Raw genomic sequence first — 14,855 nt, 5'->3', positions numbered from 1 at the left:
GCTGAGGCCGCTGGTCGTTTCCCGGTCAACGGGCATCCAGATTTTCTCCCGGCTACCGGTGAGGACCGCTGACCGAATCCACGGTCCTGCTCAAGATGTCACCCATGATCGACGCAGAATGCGGCAACCGATCCGAAGCCGCCCCCCGCACCGTGGTACTGACGATCACCGAGGTCATCGAGGAGAACCACGACACGAAGTCCCTTGTGTTTTCCGTCCCCGACGAACACCGGACGCGGTTCGGGTATCGCCCTGGCCAGTTCCTGACGCTGCGCATTCCCAGCGACGTGACCGGGTCGGTGGCGCGCTGCTACTCGCTGGCGAGCTCTCCCCACACCGACGACGCTCCCAAGGTCACGATCAAACGTACGACCGGCGGGTACGGTTCGAACTGGCTGTGCGACAACGCTTCCGCCGGAGACAAGATAGCGGTGTTGCCTCCGGCCGGCCTGTTCACGCCGCACGATCTGAACGCCGACTTTCTACTGTGGGCCGCGGGCAGCGGGGTCACACCGGTGATGTCGATCCTCAAATCGGTGCTCGCCGCGGGGAACGGCCGGGTGGTCCTGTGCTACGCCAACCGCGACGAACGTTCCGTCATCTTCGCCGCCGAGCTGCGCGAACTGGCGGCCCGTTACGCCGGGCGATTCACTGTTCTGCACTGGCTGGAGTCGATCCAGGGCCTACCGACGCGCGCTCAGCTGGCCGGGTTCGCCTCCATGTTCACCGGCTACCACTCGTTCATCTGCGGCCCGGGGGCGTTCATGGCAGTGGTCAGCGAAGCGCTCACCGAGGTCGGCGTTCCCCGGGAGAACATCCACCTGGAGGTCTTCGCGTCACTGACCGGCGATCCGTTCGCCGAGGTAGTCAGCCAAGACATCGACGACGGGGGCGAGGTCGCCGAGGCCCAGATCGTCCTCGACGGAGAGGTTCACCACCTGCGCTGGCCCAAAGGACGCAATCTGGTCGACGTCATGCTCGCCGCCGGACTCGACGTCCCCTTTTCCTGTCGGGAGGGCAACTGCGGATCCTGCGCCGCAACGATGGTCGACGGCGAAGTTGACCTGGGTAACGCCGCCATCCTCGAGGAGCAGGACATCGCCGAGGGGCTGTTCTTGGCGTGCCAAGCACACCCCCGGACTGACACGCTGAAGATCGAGTTCTGATCGAGGCTCGCGATCCCGCTCACCGGGATCGCGCGCGCATTTGACCGCTCCCCGCGGCCACCATCGTTGCCATGACTAAACGGGTGATCGACAGTCTCGCCGAGCTCTCCGAGCAGCTCCGCGATCAGGCCACGGAAGCCGAGAAGATCGGCAAGCTGACCGATGACACGGTCAAGACTATGAAGCAACTCGGCAACATCCGGCTCTTGCAGCCGAAACACTTTGGCGGACTCGAGGTTCACCCGCGTGAATTCGCTGAGACGGTGATGGCGACCGCCGCGCTGGATCCCTCGGCGGGCTGGATCAACGGCGTGGTCGGGGTCCACCCCTACCAGTTGGCCTACGCCGACCCCCGAGTAGGCGCCGAGATCTGGGCCGACGATGTCGACACCTGGGTAGCGTCGCCGTATGCGCCCCAGGGGGTCGCCACACCGGTCGACGGCGGCTACCTCTTCAACGGCCGTTGGCAGTTCAGCTCCGGCACCGATCACTGTGACTGGATCATCCTCGGCGCGATGATCGGCGACGGCGACGGCAAACCGCTGATGCCCCCGCAGATGCTGCACATGATCCTGCCCCGCAAGGACTACGAGATCGTCGAGGACTCCTGGGATGTGGTGGGCCTGCGCGGAACCGGGTCCAAGGACGTCATCGTTGCCGACGCGTTCGTGCCGGCCTACCGAACGATGGACGGAATGAAGGTCATGGACGGCACCGCGCAGCGCGAGGCCGGGATGACCGAGCCGCTCTATCTGATGCCCTGGTCGACAATGTTCCCGCTGGGCATCTCCGCCGCCACCATCGGTATTGCCGAAGGGGCACTCGCCGCCGCGCTCGATTACCAGCGCGAGCGCGTCAACTCCAGCGGCGTGGCGATCAAGGATGACCCGTACGTCATGTATGCGATCGGCGAGGCCGCCGCCGACATCAACGCCGCCCGCCAGGAGCTGCTCGTCAACGCCGACCGGATCTACGACATGGTCGCCGCCGGCAAAGAGGTCTCGTTCGAGGACCGGGCGGCCGGCCGGCGGACGCAGGTGCGTGCGGTGTGGCGCGCGGTCTCCGCCGTGGATGAGGTCTTCGCACGCTGCGGCGGCAACGCGGCCAGGATGGACAAGCCACTGCAACGCTATTGGCGCGATGTCCACGTCGGGCAGGCGCACGCCATCCACGTGCCTGGGACGGTGTATCACGCATCGGCGTTGAGTTCACTCGGTGTGGACCCGCAGGGTCCGCTGCGGGCGATGATCTAGCGAGGTTTGCTCCATGAGCCCGATCAAGAGCCTTGGATATGTGTCCGTGCAGACCAGTGACATCGATCGATGGCGGCACTTCGCGTTCGGGGTCCTGGGTTTCGCCCAGGGCAGTGGGCCCGATCCCGACTCGCTGTACCTGCGGATGGACGAACGTGCCGCACGTATCATCGTCACGCCGGGTGAGACCGACAAGATCGACACGGTCGGCTGGGAGGTGCGGGACCACGCCGGCCTCACCGAAGTCCGACGCTCCCTCGAAGCGGCCGGCATCATCTACCGGGAACTGTCGCTACTCGAAGCCGATGCTCGCCGCGTGGAAGAGGCCATCGCGTTCGATGACCCCGCCGGCACCCACCTCGAGGTGTTCCATGGCCCGGTGCTCGATCACAGTCCCGTAATCACCCCGTTCGGCGCGAGGTTCGTGACAGGCGACCAGGGCCTCGGCCACGTGGTGTTACCGGCGCTAGACGTCAACGTCCTATTCGAGTTCTACACCGAGACACTGGGGTTCAAGTCACGCGGCGCATTCCGGATTCCCGCTCCGGCCGAGTTCGGGCCGATACGCGTACGGTTCCTCGGCATCAACCAGCGACATCACAGCCTCGCGCTGTGCCCGGCAGCCACACTGCGCGACCCCGGGCTGATCCATCTCATGGTCGAGGTCGACACGCTCGACGCCGTCGGCCAGGCTCTCGACCGGGTCAACAAGGACGGCTTCCAGCTGTCGTCGACACTGGGCCGGCACACCAACGACAAGATGGTGTCCTTCTATGTTCGCGCCCCCGGCGACTGGGACGTCGAGTTCGGCACCCAGGGCATGCGGGTCGATGAAAGCCATTACACCGCTGAAGAGATCACCGCCGACAGCTATTGGGGCCACCAGTGGGTTGATGACCTGCCGGCGGCGATGCGGCCGTGACCGCTGACGTCTCCCCGGTTGCCGCAACAGATATCCGCGGCTGGGACCACGAGACCGATGTCGTCATCGCCGGGTTCGGGGTGGCCGGAGCCGCTGCCGCCGTAGAGGCCGCCCGCGCCGGCGCCGATGTCCTGGTGCTTGAGCGCACCGGCTCATGGGGCGGGGCAGCGGCGATGGCCGGCGGATTCATCTATCTCGGCGGCGGGACGCCGTTGCAGGCGGCGTGCGGCTTTGAGGATTCGGTCGAGAACATGGCGGCGTTTCTCAACGCTGCGATGGGACCGGGTGCAGACGAGAGCCGCATCGCCGACTACTGCGCGGGCAGCGTCGCTCACTTCGATTGGCTGGTCGGCTGCGGAGTCCCGTTCAAGGCCGAGTTCTTCGACGAGCCAGGCTGGGAGCCGCTGGGCGATCAAGGGTTGATGTACTCCGGCGGAGAGAATTCGCACCCCTTCAACACGATCGCCGCCCCGGCGCCGCGCGGGCACATCCCGCAGATGGCCGACAAGAAGCAGGGCGAGGCCAGTGCCGGCTACATGCTGATGAAGCCGCTCGTCGACACGGCCCTGGCCGCGGGCGCCCGGGCGCTCTACGACATTCGCGCGCAGCGACTCGTCGTCGAGTCCGACGGCCGGGTCGTCGGCGTCATCGCGCGCCAGTACGGCACCGAGATCGCACTTCGTGCTCGCCGCGGGGTGGTGCTGGCGACGGGAAGCTTCGCCTACAACGAGGCCATGGTGACGCAGTTCGCTCCCCGCATCGCGGGCCGGCCCGCGGCTTCGGTGGAGCAACACGATGGTCAGTCGATCCGGATGGCCCAGGCGCTCGGCGCCGACCTCGCCCACATGGATGCCACCGAGGTCGCGATCTTCATCGACCCGCAGCAACTCGTGCGCGGCATCATCGTCAACGGCCGGGGCCAGCGCTACGTGGCCGAGGACACCTATCCAGGCCGGATCGGCCAGCTGACGCTCTACCACCAGGACAACATCGCCTACCTAATCCTCGACGACGCCGCCCAGGAAGCAGCGATGGCCTCGGTTTCGCCGAAGCTCATGATGCGGCCACCCACCTGGGTGGCTGACACCGTTGCCGATCTGGAATCCGAGCTGGGCATGGCCCCCGGCGCGCTGCAGGCCACGGTCGCCGCCTACAACGAGGGGGCGGCCCGCGGGATCGATCCGTTACTGCACAAGAAGGCGCAGTGGCTCAAGCCCATCGGCTCGCCGATTGGGGCCATCGACCTTCGCGAATGCACCGGCGGGTTCACCCTTGGCGGTCTGGCCACCACGCTCGACGCCGAGGTGCTGCACGTGAGCGGCGCGCCGATCCCCGGGCTCTTCGCGGCGGGACGTTCGGCCGCCGGGCTCGCCGCGTGGGGCTATGCCAGCGGAATCTCGCTGGGCGACGGCAGCTTCTATGGCCGGCGGGCGGGACGCAGCGCCGCACAAGCCTGATCAGGCGTGCATGCCGCGGCTGTGCCGCAATTCGAATCCGGCGATGGGTGTGACAGCAGGCACACACATGTGATAGACATATGCCCATTAGGCATATGTCTATTAATAATACGGAGGAGAACTCGATGGCCCCCGCCGCCACGTTGCCCGCAACCGCTCCCAAGAAGGCCGCAACCGAAACCCCCAGCGCCGTCATCGACCGGGTCTCCCTGGTGCTCGACGCGTTCGACGGGCCCGGGCGCCTGACATTGGCCCAGATCGTGCGACGGACCGGCCTGCCGCGTTCGTCTGCGCACCGGATGCTCGAGCGCCTTGTTCAGCTGCGCTGGCTACGCCGCAGTGGACGCGACTACGAGCTGGGGATGCGGCTGGTCGAACTCGGTTCGCTGGCCGTGCACCAGGATCGCTTGCACAAAGCGGCCATCCCCAAGCTGCACGAGCTGCACGCGGTGACCGGCCTGGTGGTCCACCTCGCCGTCCTGGACGGGCCCGATGTCGTGTACATGGAGAAGGTCGGTAACCGGATGGCGGCGGCGCTGCCCTCCCGGGTCGGCGGTCGCCAGTTGGCGCACTGTACGGCCTTGGGCAAGGCGATGTTGGCATTCGCCGACGGGGACGGGTTGGACGCGCTGGACGGCGATCTGCTCCCGCGACCGACCAAGTACTCGATCTCCACCCATGCTCAGCTGCGTAACGAACTGCTGAAAGTACGCTCTCGCGGCATTGCCTTCGACCGAGAGGAGTCGCTGCCCGGCTTCGGTTGCGTTGCCGCACCGATAGGCGAGCCGGGCGAAGCGGTCGCAGCGATTTCCGTCTGTGGTCCGATGAACCGGATGATGTTCGACCAACGTCTGGTCGCCCCGGTGCGGATCGCCGCGATGGGCATCTGGCGGGCCGTGGACTGCGGACCCATCCGCGTTGCGCCGACGCTGCAGCCGATGCGGCCGCTACGCGGAGGTCCGACCGCGCGCCCAGCGGTTCACAACGCGAGCCTGCAGCTCGCATGATTCTGGATCCGCAGATCGCGGCCATCATCGAGGTGCTGGACGCCGGATTCCCACCGGTCCACACCATGACGGGCGACGAAGCCCGGGCCGCCATCCGCGCCCGTTTCACACCCGCAGCGAACCCCGAACCCGTGGCCCAGGTGCACGACCGCACAATCGCCGGCCCCGATGGACCGGTGCAGGTCCGCATCTACCGTCCCCGCTCGGCCGATGAGACGCCGGTCCCCACCCTGGTCTACGCGCACGGCGGCGGCTGGGTGTTCTGTGATCTGGACAGTCACGACGGCCTGTGCCGCGATTTCGCGAATCGTCTTCCCGCCGTTGTCGTCTCAGTGCACTACCGGCGCGCGTCAGAGGAGGGGCGCTGGCCTGCTGCCGCGGAGGACACCTACGCTGTCACCAGCTGGGCGGCGGACCACATCGCCGAACTCGGAGGTGACCCGGACCTTCTGCTCGTCGGCGGCGACAGCGCCGGCGGTAACCTTGCCGCCGTCACTGCATTGATGGCGCGGGACCGGATGGGGCCGAGTTTGGCCGCGCAGCTGCTGTTGTATCCGGTTATCGCGGCCGACTTCGATACGCAGTCCTACCGCCAGTTCGGCCGTGGCTACTACAACCCGCTGCCGGCGCTGCGGTGGTATTGGGATCAGTACGTGCCCGAGGCTGCCGACCGCACCAACCCTTATGCGTCGCCCTTGCATGCCGCGGATCACTCCGGACTGCCACCGACGGTCGCGGTGATCGCCGGTCATGACCCGTTGCGCGATGAGGGGCTCGCCTACATCGAGGCGCTACGGAGTGCGGGTGTGCCCACGGTGCAGCGCTACTTTGAGGGTGCCGTCCACGGATTTATGACGATGCCCAGCCTCGACATCTGCGAGCGGGCACGTAAACAGGCGTGTGCGTACCTCACTGGTCTCGTGCCCCGGCCCGTCAAAAAGTGACCGTCTGCGCCGTCGAGGAAACGGGCGTGGCGGCTCCGTAACGCTGGTCGGGGTCGAGGACGCAGTGCGTTCGCGCGAAGACCGTGACCATGCACTTGTTGCAGTGGGTGCAGCGACTGCGCACCCCGGCGTCTTCGCTCATCCTGGCGACCAGATCCGGCTCGCGCAGCAGCGCCCGGCCCATGGCCATGAAGTCGAATCCTTCCCGCATACCGGTTTCCAGGTGCTGCCGGTTGGTGATACCGCCGAGCAGGATCAGCTTGGTGTTACGCATCACCGGAACAAACTGGCGCGCCGCCGAGAGCATGTAGAGGTCCTGGTACGGATAGGCACCCATCGCCCATTTCCCCATGATGCGGACCCCGGGGCGCATCGCCGGCGGCATCACCCGGGCGAACTCGCGTACCGGCACGTCACCCCGGAACAGGTACATGGGTTTGAAGACCGACGAGCCCTGGGTTAATTCGATGGCATCCAGGGTCGCGTCGGTGTCGAGCAGCTGGGCGGTACGCAGCGCCTCGTCGATCCAGATGCTGCCCGGCAGCCCGTCATCCATGTCGAGTTTCGCGATCACCGCGATCTGCCCTTGCACGACATCGCGGACTCGCTCTGCGATCTCCCGCACCAACCGCGATCGCCCGTCGATGTCTCCGCCGTACTCGTCCTTGCGACGGTTGATCAATGGGCTCAAGAAGGAGCTCGGCAAGTACAGATGCCCGAAGTGCAGCTCAACCGCATCGAATCCGGAGTCGACGGCCACCTGCGCCGCGGCCGCGAATTGATCTATGACGACCCGGATCTCATCACGGCGGATCTCACGGCAATACGCGAGCGAGGTGGGATTGACAAAGCGGCTCGGCGCGACCGCTGTCACGCCGGTCAGCTTCTTCTGCGCCACCACACCGGCGTGGCCGAGTTGCGCCGAAATGGCCGCACCCGCGCCGTGCACCGCGGCGGTCAGCTTCTGCAGTCCCGGCAGGGCCCGCGAATCCATGACGATCTGCCCGGGTGCGCTCGCGCCTTGTGGGGACACGCAGCAGTAAGCCACCGTGGTCATCCCGACGCCGCCCTCGGCGAACCGGAGGTGAAAGTCGATCAGGTCGTCTGTCACCAACCCGTCGGGTGAACGGCCCTCGGACGTCGCGGCCTTGATGACCCGGTTACGCAGTCGCACCGGACCCAGCTCGGCCGGAGCGAACGGATTCGGGTTGAGATCTGCCATGAGGCAACAGTCGCCCCCTGAAGATGTGTCCGTCAACGGTGGTCTCCCGATGTCCGGGACTGCAACCGCGCACGACACCGGCCGGACCTTAGCCTGGCCGGCATGGCCGAGGTGTTCGTCATCGACCGGGTACTGACCAAACCGGGCCAGGCCCGCCGATTCGTCGACCGCTATCTCACCGAATATGCGCCCGGCGCGACCGAGCGCGGCATGACGCTGCGCGACGTTCTGGTCAGTCCGCCGATCTGGTTTGTTGATCAGCCGAATACGGTCACGATCACCTGGTCGCTGCGCAGTCCGCTGGCCTGGTGGCAGATGACCTGGCGGGGTCGGGCGGATCCCACCTTGGGGCAATGGTGGTCGTCGATCGAGGAGTTGGTGGTGGAGCGGACCCGCTCGGTCGCAGCGGCCGCCGGCGATGTCGACGCACTGTGCGCTATGGAGGGGACCGATGTTTAACGTCACCCGGCTCCTGGATGTCGAGGCACAGGATCACGAGCGGGTGCTTGCGGCCGTGCGCGCGGCGGCAGCCGACAGTGCGGCTCTGCGCTGGACGGTCCAACCGACCGAACCCGGATCGCGTAACGGCGGGGACGTGCTGGTGCACCTGCGCTTCGCCGAAGAGGAACACTGGCGGATCGCCGAGCCACGATTCAGCCGAACACTGGCCGATCCGGCGATCACCCGGATCAACGGAGCGACCTACCAGGGAGACGCCACCTGCGGGGGCAGCCCGGGAACCGTGTATCGAACACTGCTGCTGCGGGTGCACCCCGACACGGGGCCGGACACCGCGGCACGTTTCGAAGCAGAGCTGAGGTCAATGGCGCGCTACGTCACCACGATTCGCGCATGGCAGCTCAGCCGGGTGCTCGAACCGGTGGGTGCCACGGCGTGGACGCACGTCTTCGAGCAGGAGTTCACCGACGTCGACGGACTGATGGGCCCGTACCTGATGCACCCGATCCACTTTGCGGTGGTGGATCGATGGTTCGATCCCGAGAGCACCGACGTGATCGTTCGTGACCGGATCTGCCACAGCTTCTGCACGTTGGAGCGCCCCGTCTTGCATCCGTCCCGCTGAAGAGCGCCCGGCCCGTCAGAGTCCGGCGGGCAGAATGTTCGGATTGGCGGCCTTCGGCGGCTGGAGGGGTGGAAGCGTGGCGGTGCCGTCGAGGCTGTGCACCGCCAGCTGCTGTGACCACGGGTAGTGCAGGCTGAAGGCCACCAGGCCGGTGCGCTCGGCGGCCGGAAGGTGACACATCGCCAGCACGGTCTCGGCGAGGTACTCCACCGGTTCGGTCGGAAACTCCTGGGGTATCAGGCTGTCCGCGCCGGGTGTGCGTACCGCGCTGGAGGGACCCACGACGTTCACGGCGATGTTGGAATCCAGCAGTTCAGCCGCGACTCCCAGGGTGAGTCGGTGCAGCGCCGCCTTCATCGATGCGTAGACCACGTCCCCGGATGACTTGTTGTACTCACGGTAGGGCCGTGCCGGTGCCAGCCCGGTGACCGATCCGATGTTCACGATCCATCCCGCGCCTTGTCGGCGCATGTGTGGAATCGCCTGCTGCATAAGCACAAAAGGTGTACGTACATAGTGTTCTACGGTGCGGTCGAAGGTTTCCATCGACATCTTCTCGACGATCGAGTAATCGGCATATCCGGCGTTGTTCACCAGGATGTCGAGCCGCCCGGTGCGCTCGACCACCTGGTCGACCAGCTCGGCCCGCTGCCCGGCATCTTCTAGATCGGCGACAATACCGAAGGCCGAACCGCCGGCGGCCTCGATCAAACCGATGGTCTCGGCGATGGTGCCGGGCAGCGCCGTCGTCCGCCCGGCGCGCACCGACGGCGACGGCCGGTGCGAACGCGCCGTGACGGCCACGGTCGCGCCCTCGGCAGCCAACCGCTGCGCAATCGCCCGGCCGATACCGCGGCTGCTGCCGGTCACCAATGCGGTTCTGCCGCTGAGTAATCCGCTCACCGGAGATTGAGATCCTCTTCGACCGGGGCCCGGTGACTGCGCCACACGTCGATCAGCCGAAACGGAAACGCGGTGACGATACGGCCGCCGGAGCGATAGTAGGTGTGTGCGGTGGGGGTGTGGCACCACACGGTTTGCTCCATCGCGTCGTCGATCTGGCGGACGTAACCTTCGAACGCCTCCGGCGTGACTTCGATGGTCGACGCATCGCGCAGCGCCATCAATTGCAGGCATTCCATCACGTAGTGCACCATCACCTCGACGCCGAAGTTGTGCCCGGCGCCATGGCCCGGGCTGTAGTTGGGCGCCGAGGAGATGAACAGGTTGGGGAATCCGGGCACCATGCCGCCCCGGTATGCGCTCGGGCTGTCCCCCCAGACCTCGCTGAGCTTGAGTCCGTCGCGGCCCCGGATATCCACGGTGGACAAGAAATCCAGGTAGTAACCGGTGGCGTAGACGATGACGTCCAGGTCGATCTGCCGACCGTCCTGCGTGACGATGCCATGCTCGTTGACCCGCGCGGGTTCGCTGGCTTCGACATCGACGTGGGGCTCGGTCAGCGCCGCGTAATAGCCGCCGGGGTCTCGGATGATCCGCTTGCCGTACGGCGCGAAGTCGGGGGTGACCTTCTTCGCCAGCTCAGAGTCCGCCCCGAACACCCGGTCGATGTAATCCAGGCACATCTGCAGCAGCACGTCGTTGGTCGGCGAGATCGACAGGTGCTCGGCAGCCCATTCCGGGTCTCGCACAATGACCGGATAGTTGTTGTCCGCGGTGCCCCAGAACGACTTGAGCCGGTTCCAATTGGCGTAGAACGGGATGTGGGTGTTGAGCCAGCGGCGGTGCTCGGGCACATCGTCGGTCAAACGTTTGCGCGGCGCCACCCAGTGCGGCTGGCGCTGGAACACCGTCAAATGCTCGACGTCGCCCACACACGCGTCCACGATCTGGACCGCGGTACAGCCGGCCCCGATGATCGCCACCTTCTTGCCGCGCAGGTCGAGGGCGCGATCCCACTCAGCGGAGTGGATGCTCACCCCGGCGAAGGTGTCCTGCCCGGGAAAGTCCGGCCTCCGGGGGCGATTGAGGTAGCCGGCAGCCGGGATGACGACGTTGGCGTAGCTGAGATCGCGGGTGCCGTTGGCGTCCACGGCGTGGATCTGCCACTGCAGGCGGTCTTCATCCCACCACAGGGCTTCGACCTCGGTGCAGAACCGGGTATGGTCGCGCAGATTGTTCTTGTCGGCCACCGACTCCAGATACTTCTGATATTCGGCGCCTTGCGGGTAATAACTCGACCAGTCGCCGTTGATATCGCGCGACAGCGAGTAATAGGCGGACGGGGTGTCGACACCGATGCCCGGATACACGGTGGTGTACCAGGTGCCACCCACCTCATCGTTGCGGTCGATGATCTCGTAGTCGATGCCGGCGGCGGAACATTCCAGCGCCGCTGCCATCCCGGCGATACCGGCGCCGATGATGACCACCTTGAACCCGCTCGGCAGGGAGGCGGTCCGCGGCAACACCGGCTGTGACGGCTGAAACCCGCCCTGCTCGAGCAGCAGGCCGATGTACTCTTCGGCCACCGGGGTGCCGAGCGCAAGCGGGGCGATGCGGGCGAACAGACCGGGATCGTCGACCGGCGGCGCTGCCTGTGGACGCGGTGCGCCGAGCGCGGCCGCCACCGCGTCCACCAGCCGTTCACGGGTTTCTGGATCGGTGAGGCCAACCTGCTCCGGCGGGTCGGGCTCGAAGAAGATCTTGTCCGCGAACCGATCGACGACGGCAGGGTCGCCGGTCAGCTGCGCCAGTACAGCGACCAGGACGCCGGCGTCGGCCTGACGCAGATTGGCCCGCAGCTCCTCGGGATCCAGGCCCGTGCGGTCGGCCGTCACCGGCACGTCGGTCGTCATCGAACCTCCTTGGTAGTGACGACAAGTATCCGATCGGCGGCGGCCAAGTGCCCGGCTCGTGTCTACTCAGCGGGACGCTGTTTGAGTGTGGATTGGCCGTTGGGCCTACAGTCCGGGGCATGAAGGAGCTGGATGCCGTGCTCGCAGCGGCCCGTAGCCACGCGCTCGGCGACATCCCGCGGCGCCCGGCCCGCAAGCACCCGGACAAGATCGCGCTCATCGACGGCGAGGTGTCGCTGACCTTCGCCGAGTTCGAGCAGCTTGTCGACCGCGCCGCAGCTGCGTTGCAGGACCGTGGATTCGGTCCCGGTGACCGTGTCGCGGTACTGGCGCGCAACTGCTGGCAGTACGCGGTTCTGGCCTTCGCCACCGCCCGGGCCGCGGTGGTGCTCGTTCCGATCAACTTCATGCTGACCGCCGAGGAGATCGCGTTCATCCTCGAGCACAGCGGGGTCAGCGGATTCATCGTCGAGGCCGATCTTGCTGCTACGGCCCAGACCGCGATGCAAGGCAGTCGGTCTGTGCGTACCACCGCGGCCTTGGTCCCCCCCGGCCAGACCCTGCCGTCGGGTTGGAGTGACTTCGCGCAGTGGCTGCAGACCACCTCAAAGGCTCCGCAGCCGTATGTCGCCGACGATCAACTGATCCGGCTGATGTACACCAGCGGGACCGAGTCGCGGCCGAAGGGCGCGATGCATTCCACCCGAAGCCTGATGGGCAACTACATCAGCTCGATCATCGCCGGGTCGATGGAGAGCACCGATATCGAGATCCACTCCTTGCCGCTCTATCACTGCGCGCAACTCGACAACTTCCTCATCACCGATATCTACCTCGGCGCCACCAGCATCATCCTCCCGCGTCCCGAACCCGAGGCTGTGCTGCGCGCCATTGAAAAGTACGGTGTCACGAGTTATTTCGCGCCGCCCACGGTGTGGATTTCGCTGCTGCGCTCACCGTTGTTCGACCAGGTGGATCTGTCCACACTGCGCAAGGGCTACTACGGCGCATCGGCCATGCCGGTTGAGATCCTGGCCGAAATCCGCGATCGGCTGCCCGGTCTGCGGTTGTGGAACTTCTACGGCCAGACCGAGATGGCGCCGCTCGCCTCGGCCCTCGGACCGGACGAACAGGACGCTCACCCCGGTGCGGCGGGACGGCCGGTGATCAACGTGGAGACCGTGATTCTCGACGAGGACGACACCCCGGTCGGCGCCGGCGTGGTGGGTGAGATCGCCCACCGCAGCCCACATCTGATGCTCGGGTACCTCGACGATGAGGCCAAGACGGCGGAAGCCTTCCGGGGCGGCTGGTTTCATTCCGGCGATCTGGGCTACTACGACACCCACGGCCTGCTGCACGTGGTGGATCGCAAAAAGGACATGATCAAAACCGGCGGCGAGAACGTCGCCAGCCGCGAGGTCGAAGAAGTGCTCTACCGGCACGCCGGCATCGAGGAAGCCGCGGTGTTCGGCCTGCCCCACCCGGTATGGGTGGAGGCAGTCGGTGCCGCAGTGGTGGTCCGCGACGGCATAGAGATCACCGAAGGTGATGTCCTCACCCACTGCCGGGCGCATCTGGCCGGGTTCAAGACACCCAAACGGGTGTTCTTCGTCGAGTCGTTGCCCAAGAATCCGAGCGGCAAACTGCTCAAACGCGAGTTGCGGGACCGGTTCAGCCTCGAGCAGCAAGCGGTGACGTAGCAGGTTGACCGCTGGGCGGGAACGCCGCAGCCACCCGGCTCGGTGGCCGAATACGGTGCCGCGAGGACGTCGCTGCGCGCCCCACAAGTCCCGCCGTCGGACGTACCGGCGACAACCGCGCCGCATCGAATCCGGTTTTGACCGAGAGGAATCCGATTGTGAGTACTCGACCGCGCCATGGCCGTATCGCCCGTTTCGACGAGCCGGGCAGGCCGTTCCAGATCGATACCGTCCCGGTCCCGGAGGTCGGCTCAGGCGAGATCCTGATCCGGGTGACGCGCGCCAACATCTGTGGTTCAGATGTGCACGCCTGGCACGGAACGTTCGCCACCCGTGGCCTCGGCGGGCAGCTCCCCACCGTGCTGGGCCACGAGATGGTGGGCTCGGTCGCAGAGCTCGGCGCCGGCGTAGCCGCCGACGCCAACGGCAAACCGCTGGCCGTGGGTTCTCGGGTGGTGTTCCCCTACTTCTTCTGCTGCCATACCTGCCGCAACTGCCTGGCCGGACGCCGCAACGCCTGCCTCAACCTGAAGATGGCGATGCTCGGCCGTGCCGATGAGCCGCCGTACTTTGTCGGCGGCTACGGCGACTACTTCCTCCTACCGGCTGGTGCGGTCGTCTACACCGTGCCGGACTCGGTGCCGGACGAGATCGCCGCCGGAGCTAATTGCGCTCTGTCGCAGGTGATGTACGGCCTCGAGCGGGTCGACCAGCAACTCGGCGAATACGTCGTGGTCCAGGGCGCGGGCGCTCTCGGCCTGTACGCCGTCGCGGTGGCCAAGGCGCGCGGTGCTGCCAGAGTCATCGCCATCGACGGAATCCCGGAACGTCTCAAGTTGGCCGAAGCGTTCGGCGCCGACGCCGTCATCGACATCACCGAGGCCGCCACGGACAAGGAACGGGCCAAGATCGTCCGAACGCTCACCGACGGCCAAGGCGCCGATGTGGTGGTCGAGGTGGTCGGCCATCCTTCCGCAATCGATGAGGGGCTCAAGCTGCTCGGTCAGTTCGGCCGCTACGTGGAGATCGGGAATATCAACATCGGCAAGACCTTCGAGTTCGACCCGTCGCGGTTCGTGTTCGGTAACAAGACCATGATCGGCGTCTCGCTCTACGATCCGGCCGTCCTGTCCCGGGCCCTGGACTTCCTGGCGGACTACCAGCACAAGCTGCCCTTCGAGCTGCTCACGGCCGCCTGCTACCCACTCGATGACATCAACGAGGCCTTTGCGGCCGCGGACGGCAAACGTGACGTCCGGGCCAGCATCGTGCCGTGAA

13 protein-coding genes are annotated in these 14,855 nt (G+C 66.3%); 10 read left to right on the top strand and 3 right to left on the bottom strand.

From position 1 onward, the window contains the following. Positions 1-104: 104 nt before the first annotated feature. The 6 genes from DQP56_RS03470 (at position 105) to lipP1 (ending at position 6,749) form a co-directional block, all read left to right on the top strand. Positions 105-1,166: a ferredoxin--NADP reductase gene (locus DQP56_RS03470; RefSeq protein WP_112683589.1), complete on the top strand. Its 1,062-nt coding sequence runs from the start codon at positions 105-107 to the stop codon at positions 1,164-1,166. Between the two features lie 71 nt (positions 1,167-1,237). Further along, positions 1,238-2,419 carry an acyl-CoA dehydrogenase family protein gene (locus DQP56_RS03465; RefSeq protein WP_083079875.1) on the top strand — a complete coding sequence of 394 codons (1,182 nt, stop codon included), beginning with the start codon at positions 1,238-1,240 and terminating at the stop codon, positions 2,417-2,419. 13 nt (positions 2,420-2,432) lie between these two features. Beyond that, positions 2,433-3,341: a biphenyl-2,3-diol 1,2-dioxygenase gene (gene bphC, locus DQP56_RS03460; protein WP_112683588.1), complete on the top strand. Its 909-nt coding sequence runs from the start codon at positions 2,433-2,435 to the stop codon at positions 3,339-3,341. Next, positions 3,338-4,798: an FAD-dependent oxidoreductase gene (locus DQP56_RS03455; protein WP_112683587.1), complete on the top strand. Its 1,461-nt coding sequence runs from the start codon at positions 3,338-3,340 to the stop codon at positions 4,796-4,798. The genes bphC and DQP56_RS03455 overlap by 4 nt, the downstream gene beginning before the upstream one ends. A 125-nt stretch (positions 4,799-4,923) precedes the next feature. Further along, complete coding sequence (locus DQP56_RS03450) at positions 4,924-5,805, top strand: IclR family transcriptional regulator (protein ID WP_112683586.1); 882 nt, start codon at positions 4,924-4,926, stop codon at positions 5,803-5,805. Next, positions 5,802-6,749: a LipP1 family hormone-sensitive lipase gene (lipP1, locus tag DQP56_RS03445; RefSeq protein WP_083079868.1), complete on the top strand. Its 948-nt coding sequence runs from the start codon at positions 5,802-5,804 to the stop codon at positions 6,747-6,749. The genes DQP56_RS03450 and lipP1 overlap by 4 nt, the downstream gene beginning before the upstream one ends. On the opposite strand, the gene DQP56_RS03440 is transcribed toward lipP1, so the two are convergent. Next, entirely contained in the window at positions 6,739-7,971 is a 1,233-nt protein-coding gene (locus DQP56_RS03440; protein WP_112683585.1) for an NADH:flavin oxidoreductase, read from the bottom strand. The two genes, lipP1 and DQP56_RS03440, sit on opposite strands and share 11 nt — an antisense overlap. Positions 7,972-8,073: 102 nt before the next feature. Between DQP56_RS03440 and DQP56_RS24990 the strand changes: the two genes are divergently transcribed. Further along, entirely contained in the window at positions 8,074-8,430 is a 357-nt protein-coding gene (locus DQP56_RS24990; RefSeq protein WP_205868787.1) for a hypothetical protein, read from the top strand. Beyond that, positions 8,423-9,055 carry a Dabb family protein gene (locus tag DQP56_RS24985; RefSeq protein WP_205868786.1) on the top strand — a complete coding sequence of 211 codons (633 nt, stop codon included), beginning with the start codon at positions 8,423-8,425 and terminating at the stop codon, positions 9,053-9,055. The genes DQP56_RS24990 and DQP56_RS24985 overlap by 8 nt, the downstream gene beginning before the upstream one ends. Positions 9,056-9,070: 15 nt before the next feature. On the opposite strand, the gene DQP56_RS03430 is transcribed toward DQP56_RS24985, so the two are convergent. Both DQP56_RS03430 and DQP56_RS03425 read right to left on the bottom strand, forming a co-directional pair. Next, positions 9,071-9,958, bottom strand: coding sequence for an SDR family NAD(P)-dependent oxidoreductase (locus DQP56_RS03430; RefSeq protein WP_112683584.1), 888 nt, complete (start codon positions 9,956-9,958; stop codon positions 9,071-9,073). Next, positions 9,955-11,874: an NAD(P)-binding domain-containing protein gene (locus DQP56_RS03425; protein ID WP_083079863.1), complete on the bottom strand. Its 1,920-nt coding sequence runs from the start codon at positions 11,872-11,874 to the stop codon at positions 9,955-9,957. The genes DQP56_RS03430 and DQP56_RS03425 overlap by 4 nt, the downstream gene beginning before the upstream one ends. 119 nt (positions 11,875-11,993) lie before the next feature. On the opposite strand from DQP56_RS03425, the gene DQP56_RS03420 reads away from it, so the two are divergent. Together DQP56_RS03420 and DQP56_RS03415 are read left to right on the top strand one after the other, a co-directional pair. Continuing rightward, complete coding sequence (locus tag DQP56_RS03420; protein ID WP_165824887.1) at positions 11,994-13,577, top strand: acyl-CoA synthetase; 1,584 nt, start codon at positions 11,994-11,996, stop codon at positions 13,575-13,577. Positions 13,578-13,735: 158 nt separating this feature from the next. Then, on the top strand, positions 13,736-14,854 hold the full coding sequence (locus DQP56_RS03415) for a zinc-binding dehydrogenase (RefSeq protein WP_112683583.1): 1,119 nt from the start codon (positions 13,736-13,738) through the stop codon (positions 14,852-14,854). The last annotated feature ends 1 nt before the right edge of the window (position 14,855 follow it).

The organism is Mycolicibacter senuensis (genome assembly GCF_003284925.1).
Lineage (GTDB): Bacteria > Actinomycetota > Actinomycetes > Mycobacteriales > Mycobacteriaceae > Mycobacterium > Mycobacterium algericum_A.
Note: the sequence above shows the minus strand (reverse complement) of the source record. Positions and strands in the feature narration are given on the sequence as shown.

Excerpts from the sequence above, each read along its gene's own strand:
- DQP56_RS03470 (WP_112683589.1), top strand. The coding sequence starts at position 105 with ATGATCGACGCAGAATGCGGCAACCGATCCGAAGCCGCCCCCCGCACC.
- DQP56_RS03465 (WP_083079875.1), top strand. The coding sequence starts at position 1,238 with ATGACTAAACGGGTGATCGACAGTCTCGCCGAGCTCTCCGAGCAGCTC.
- bphC (WP_112683588.1), top strand. The coding sequence starts at position 2,433 with ATGAGCCCGATCAAGAGCCTTGGATATGTGTCCGTGCAGACCAGTGAC.
- DQP56_RS03450 (WP_112683586.1), top strand. The coding sequence starts at position 4,924 with ATGGCCCCCGCCGCCACGTTGCCCGCAACCGCTCCCAAGAAGGCCGCA.
- lipP1 (WP_083079868.1), top strand. The coding sequence starts at position 5,802 with ATGATTCTGGATCCGCAGATCGCGGCCATCATCGAGGTGCTGGACGCC.
- DQP56_RS03440 (WP_112683585.1), bottom strand. The coding sequence starts at position 7,971 with ATGGCAGATCTCAACCCGAATCCGTTCGCTCCGGCCGAGCTGGGTCCG.
- DQP56_RS24990 (WP_205868787.1), top strand. The coding sequence starts at position 8,074 with ATGGCCGAGGTGTTCGTCATCGACCGGGTACTGACCAAACCGGGCCAG.
- DQP56_RS24985 (WP_205868786.1), top strand. The coding sequence starts at position 8,423 with ATGTTTAACGTCACCCGGCTCCTGGATGTCGAGGCACAGGATCACGAG.
- DQP56_RS03425 (WP_083079863.1), bottom strand. The coding sequence starts at position 11,874 with ATGACGACCGACGTGCCGGTGACGGCCGACCGCACGGGCCTGGATCCC.
- DQP56_RS03420 (WP_165824887.1), top strand. The coding sequence starts at position 11,994 with ATGAAGGAGCTGGATGCCGTGCTCGCAGCGGCCCGTAGCCACGCGCTC.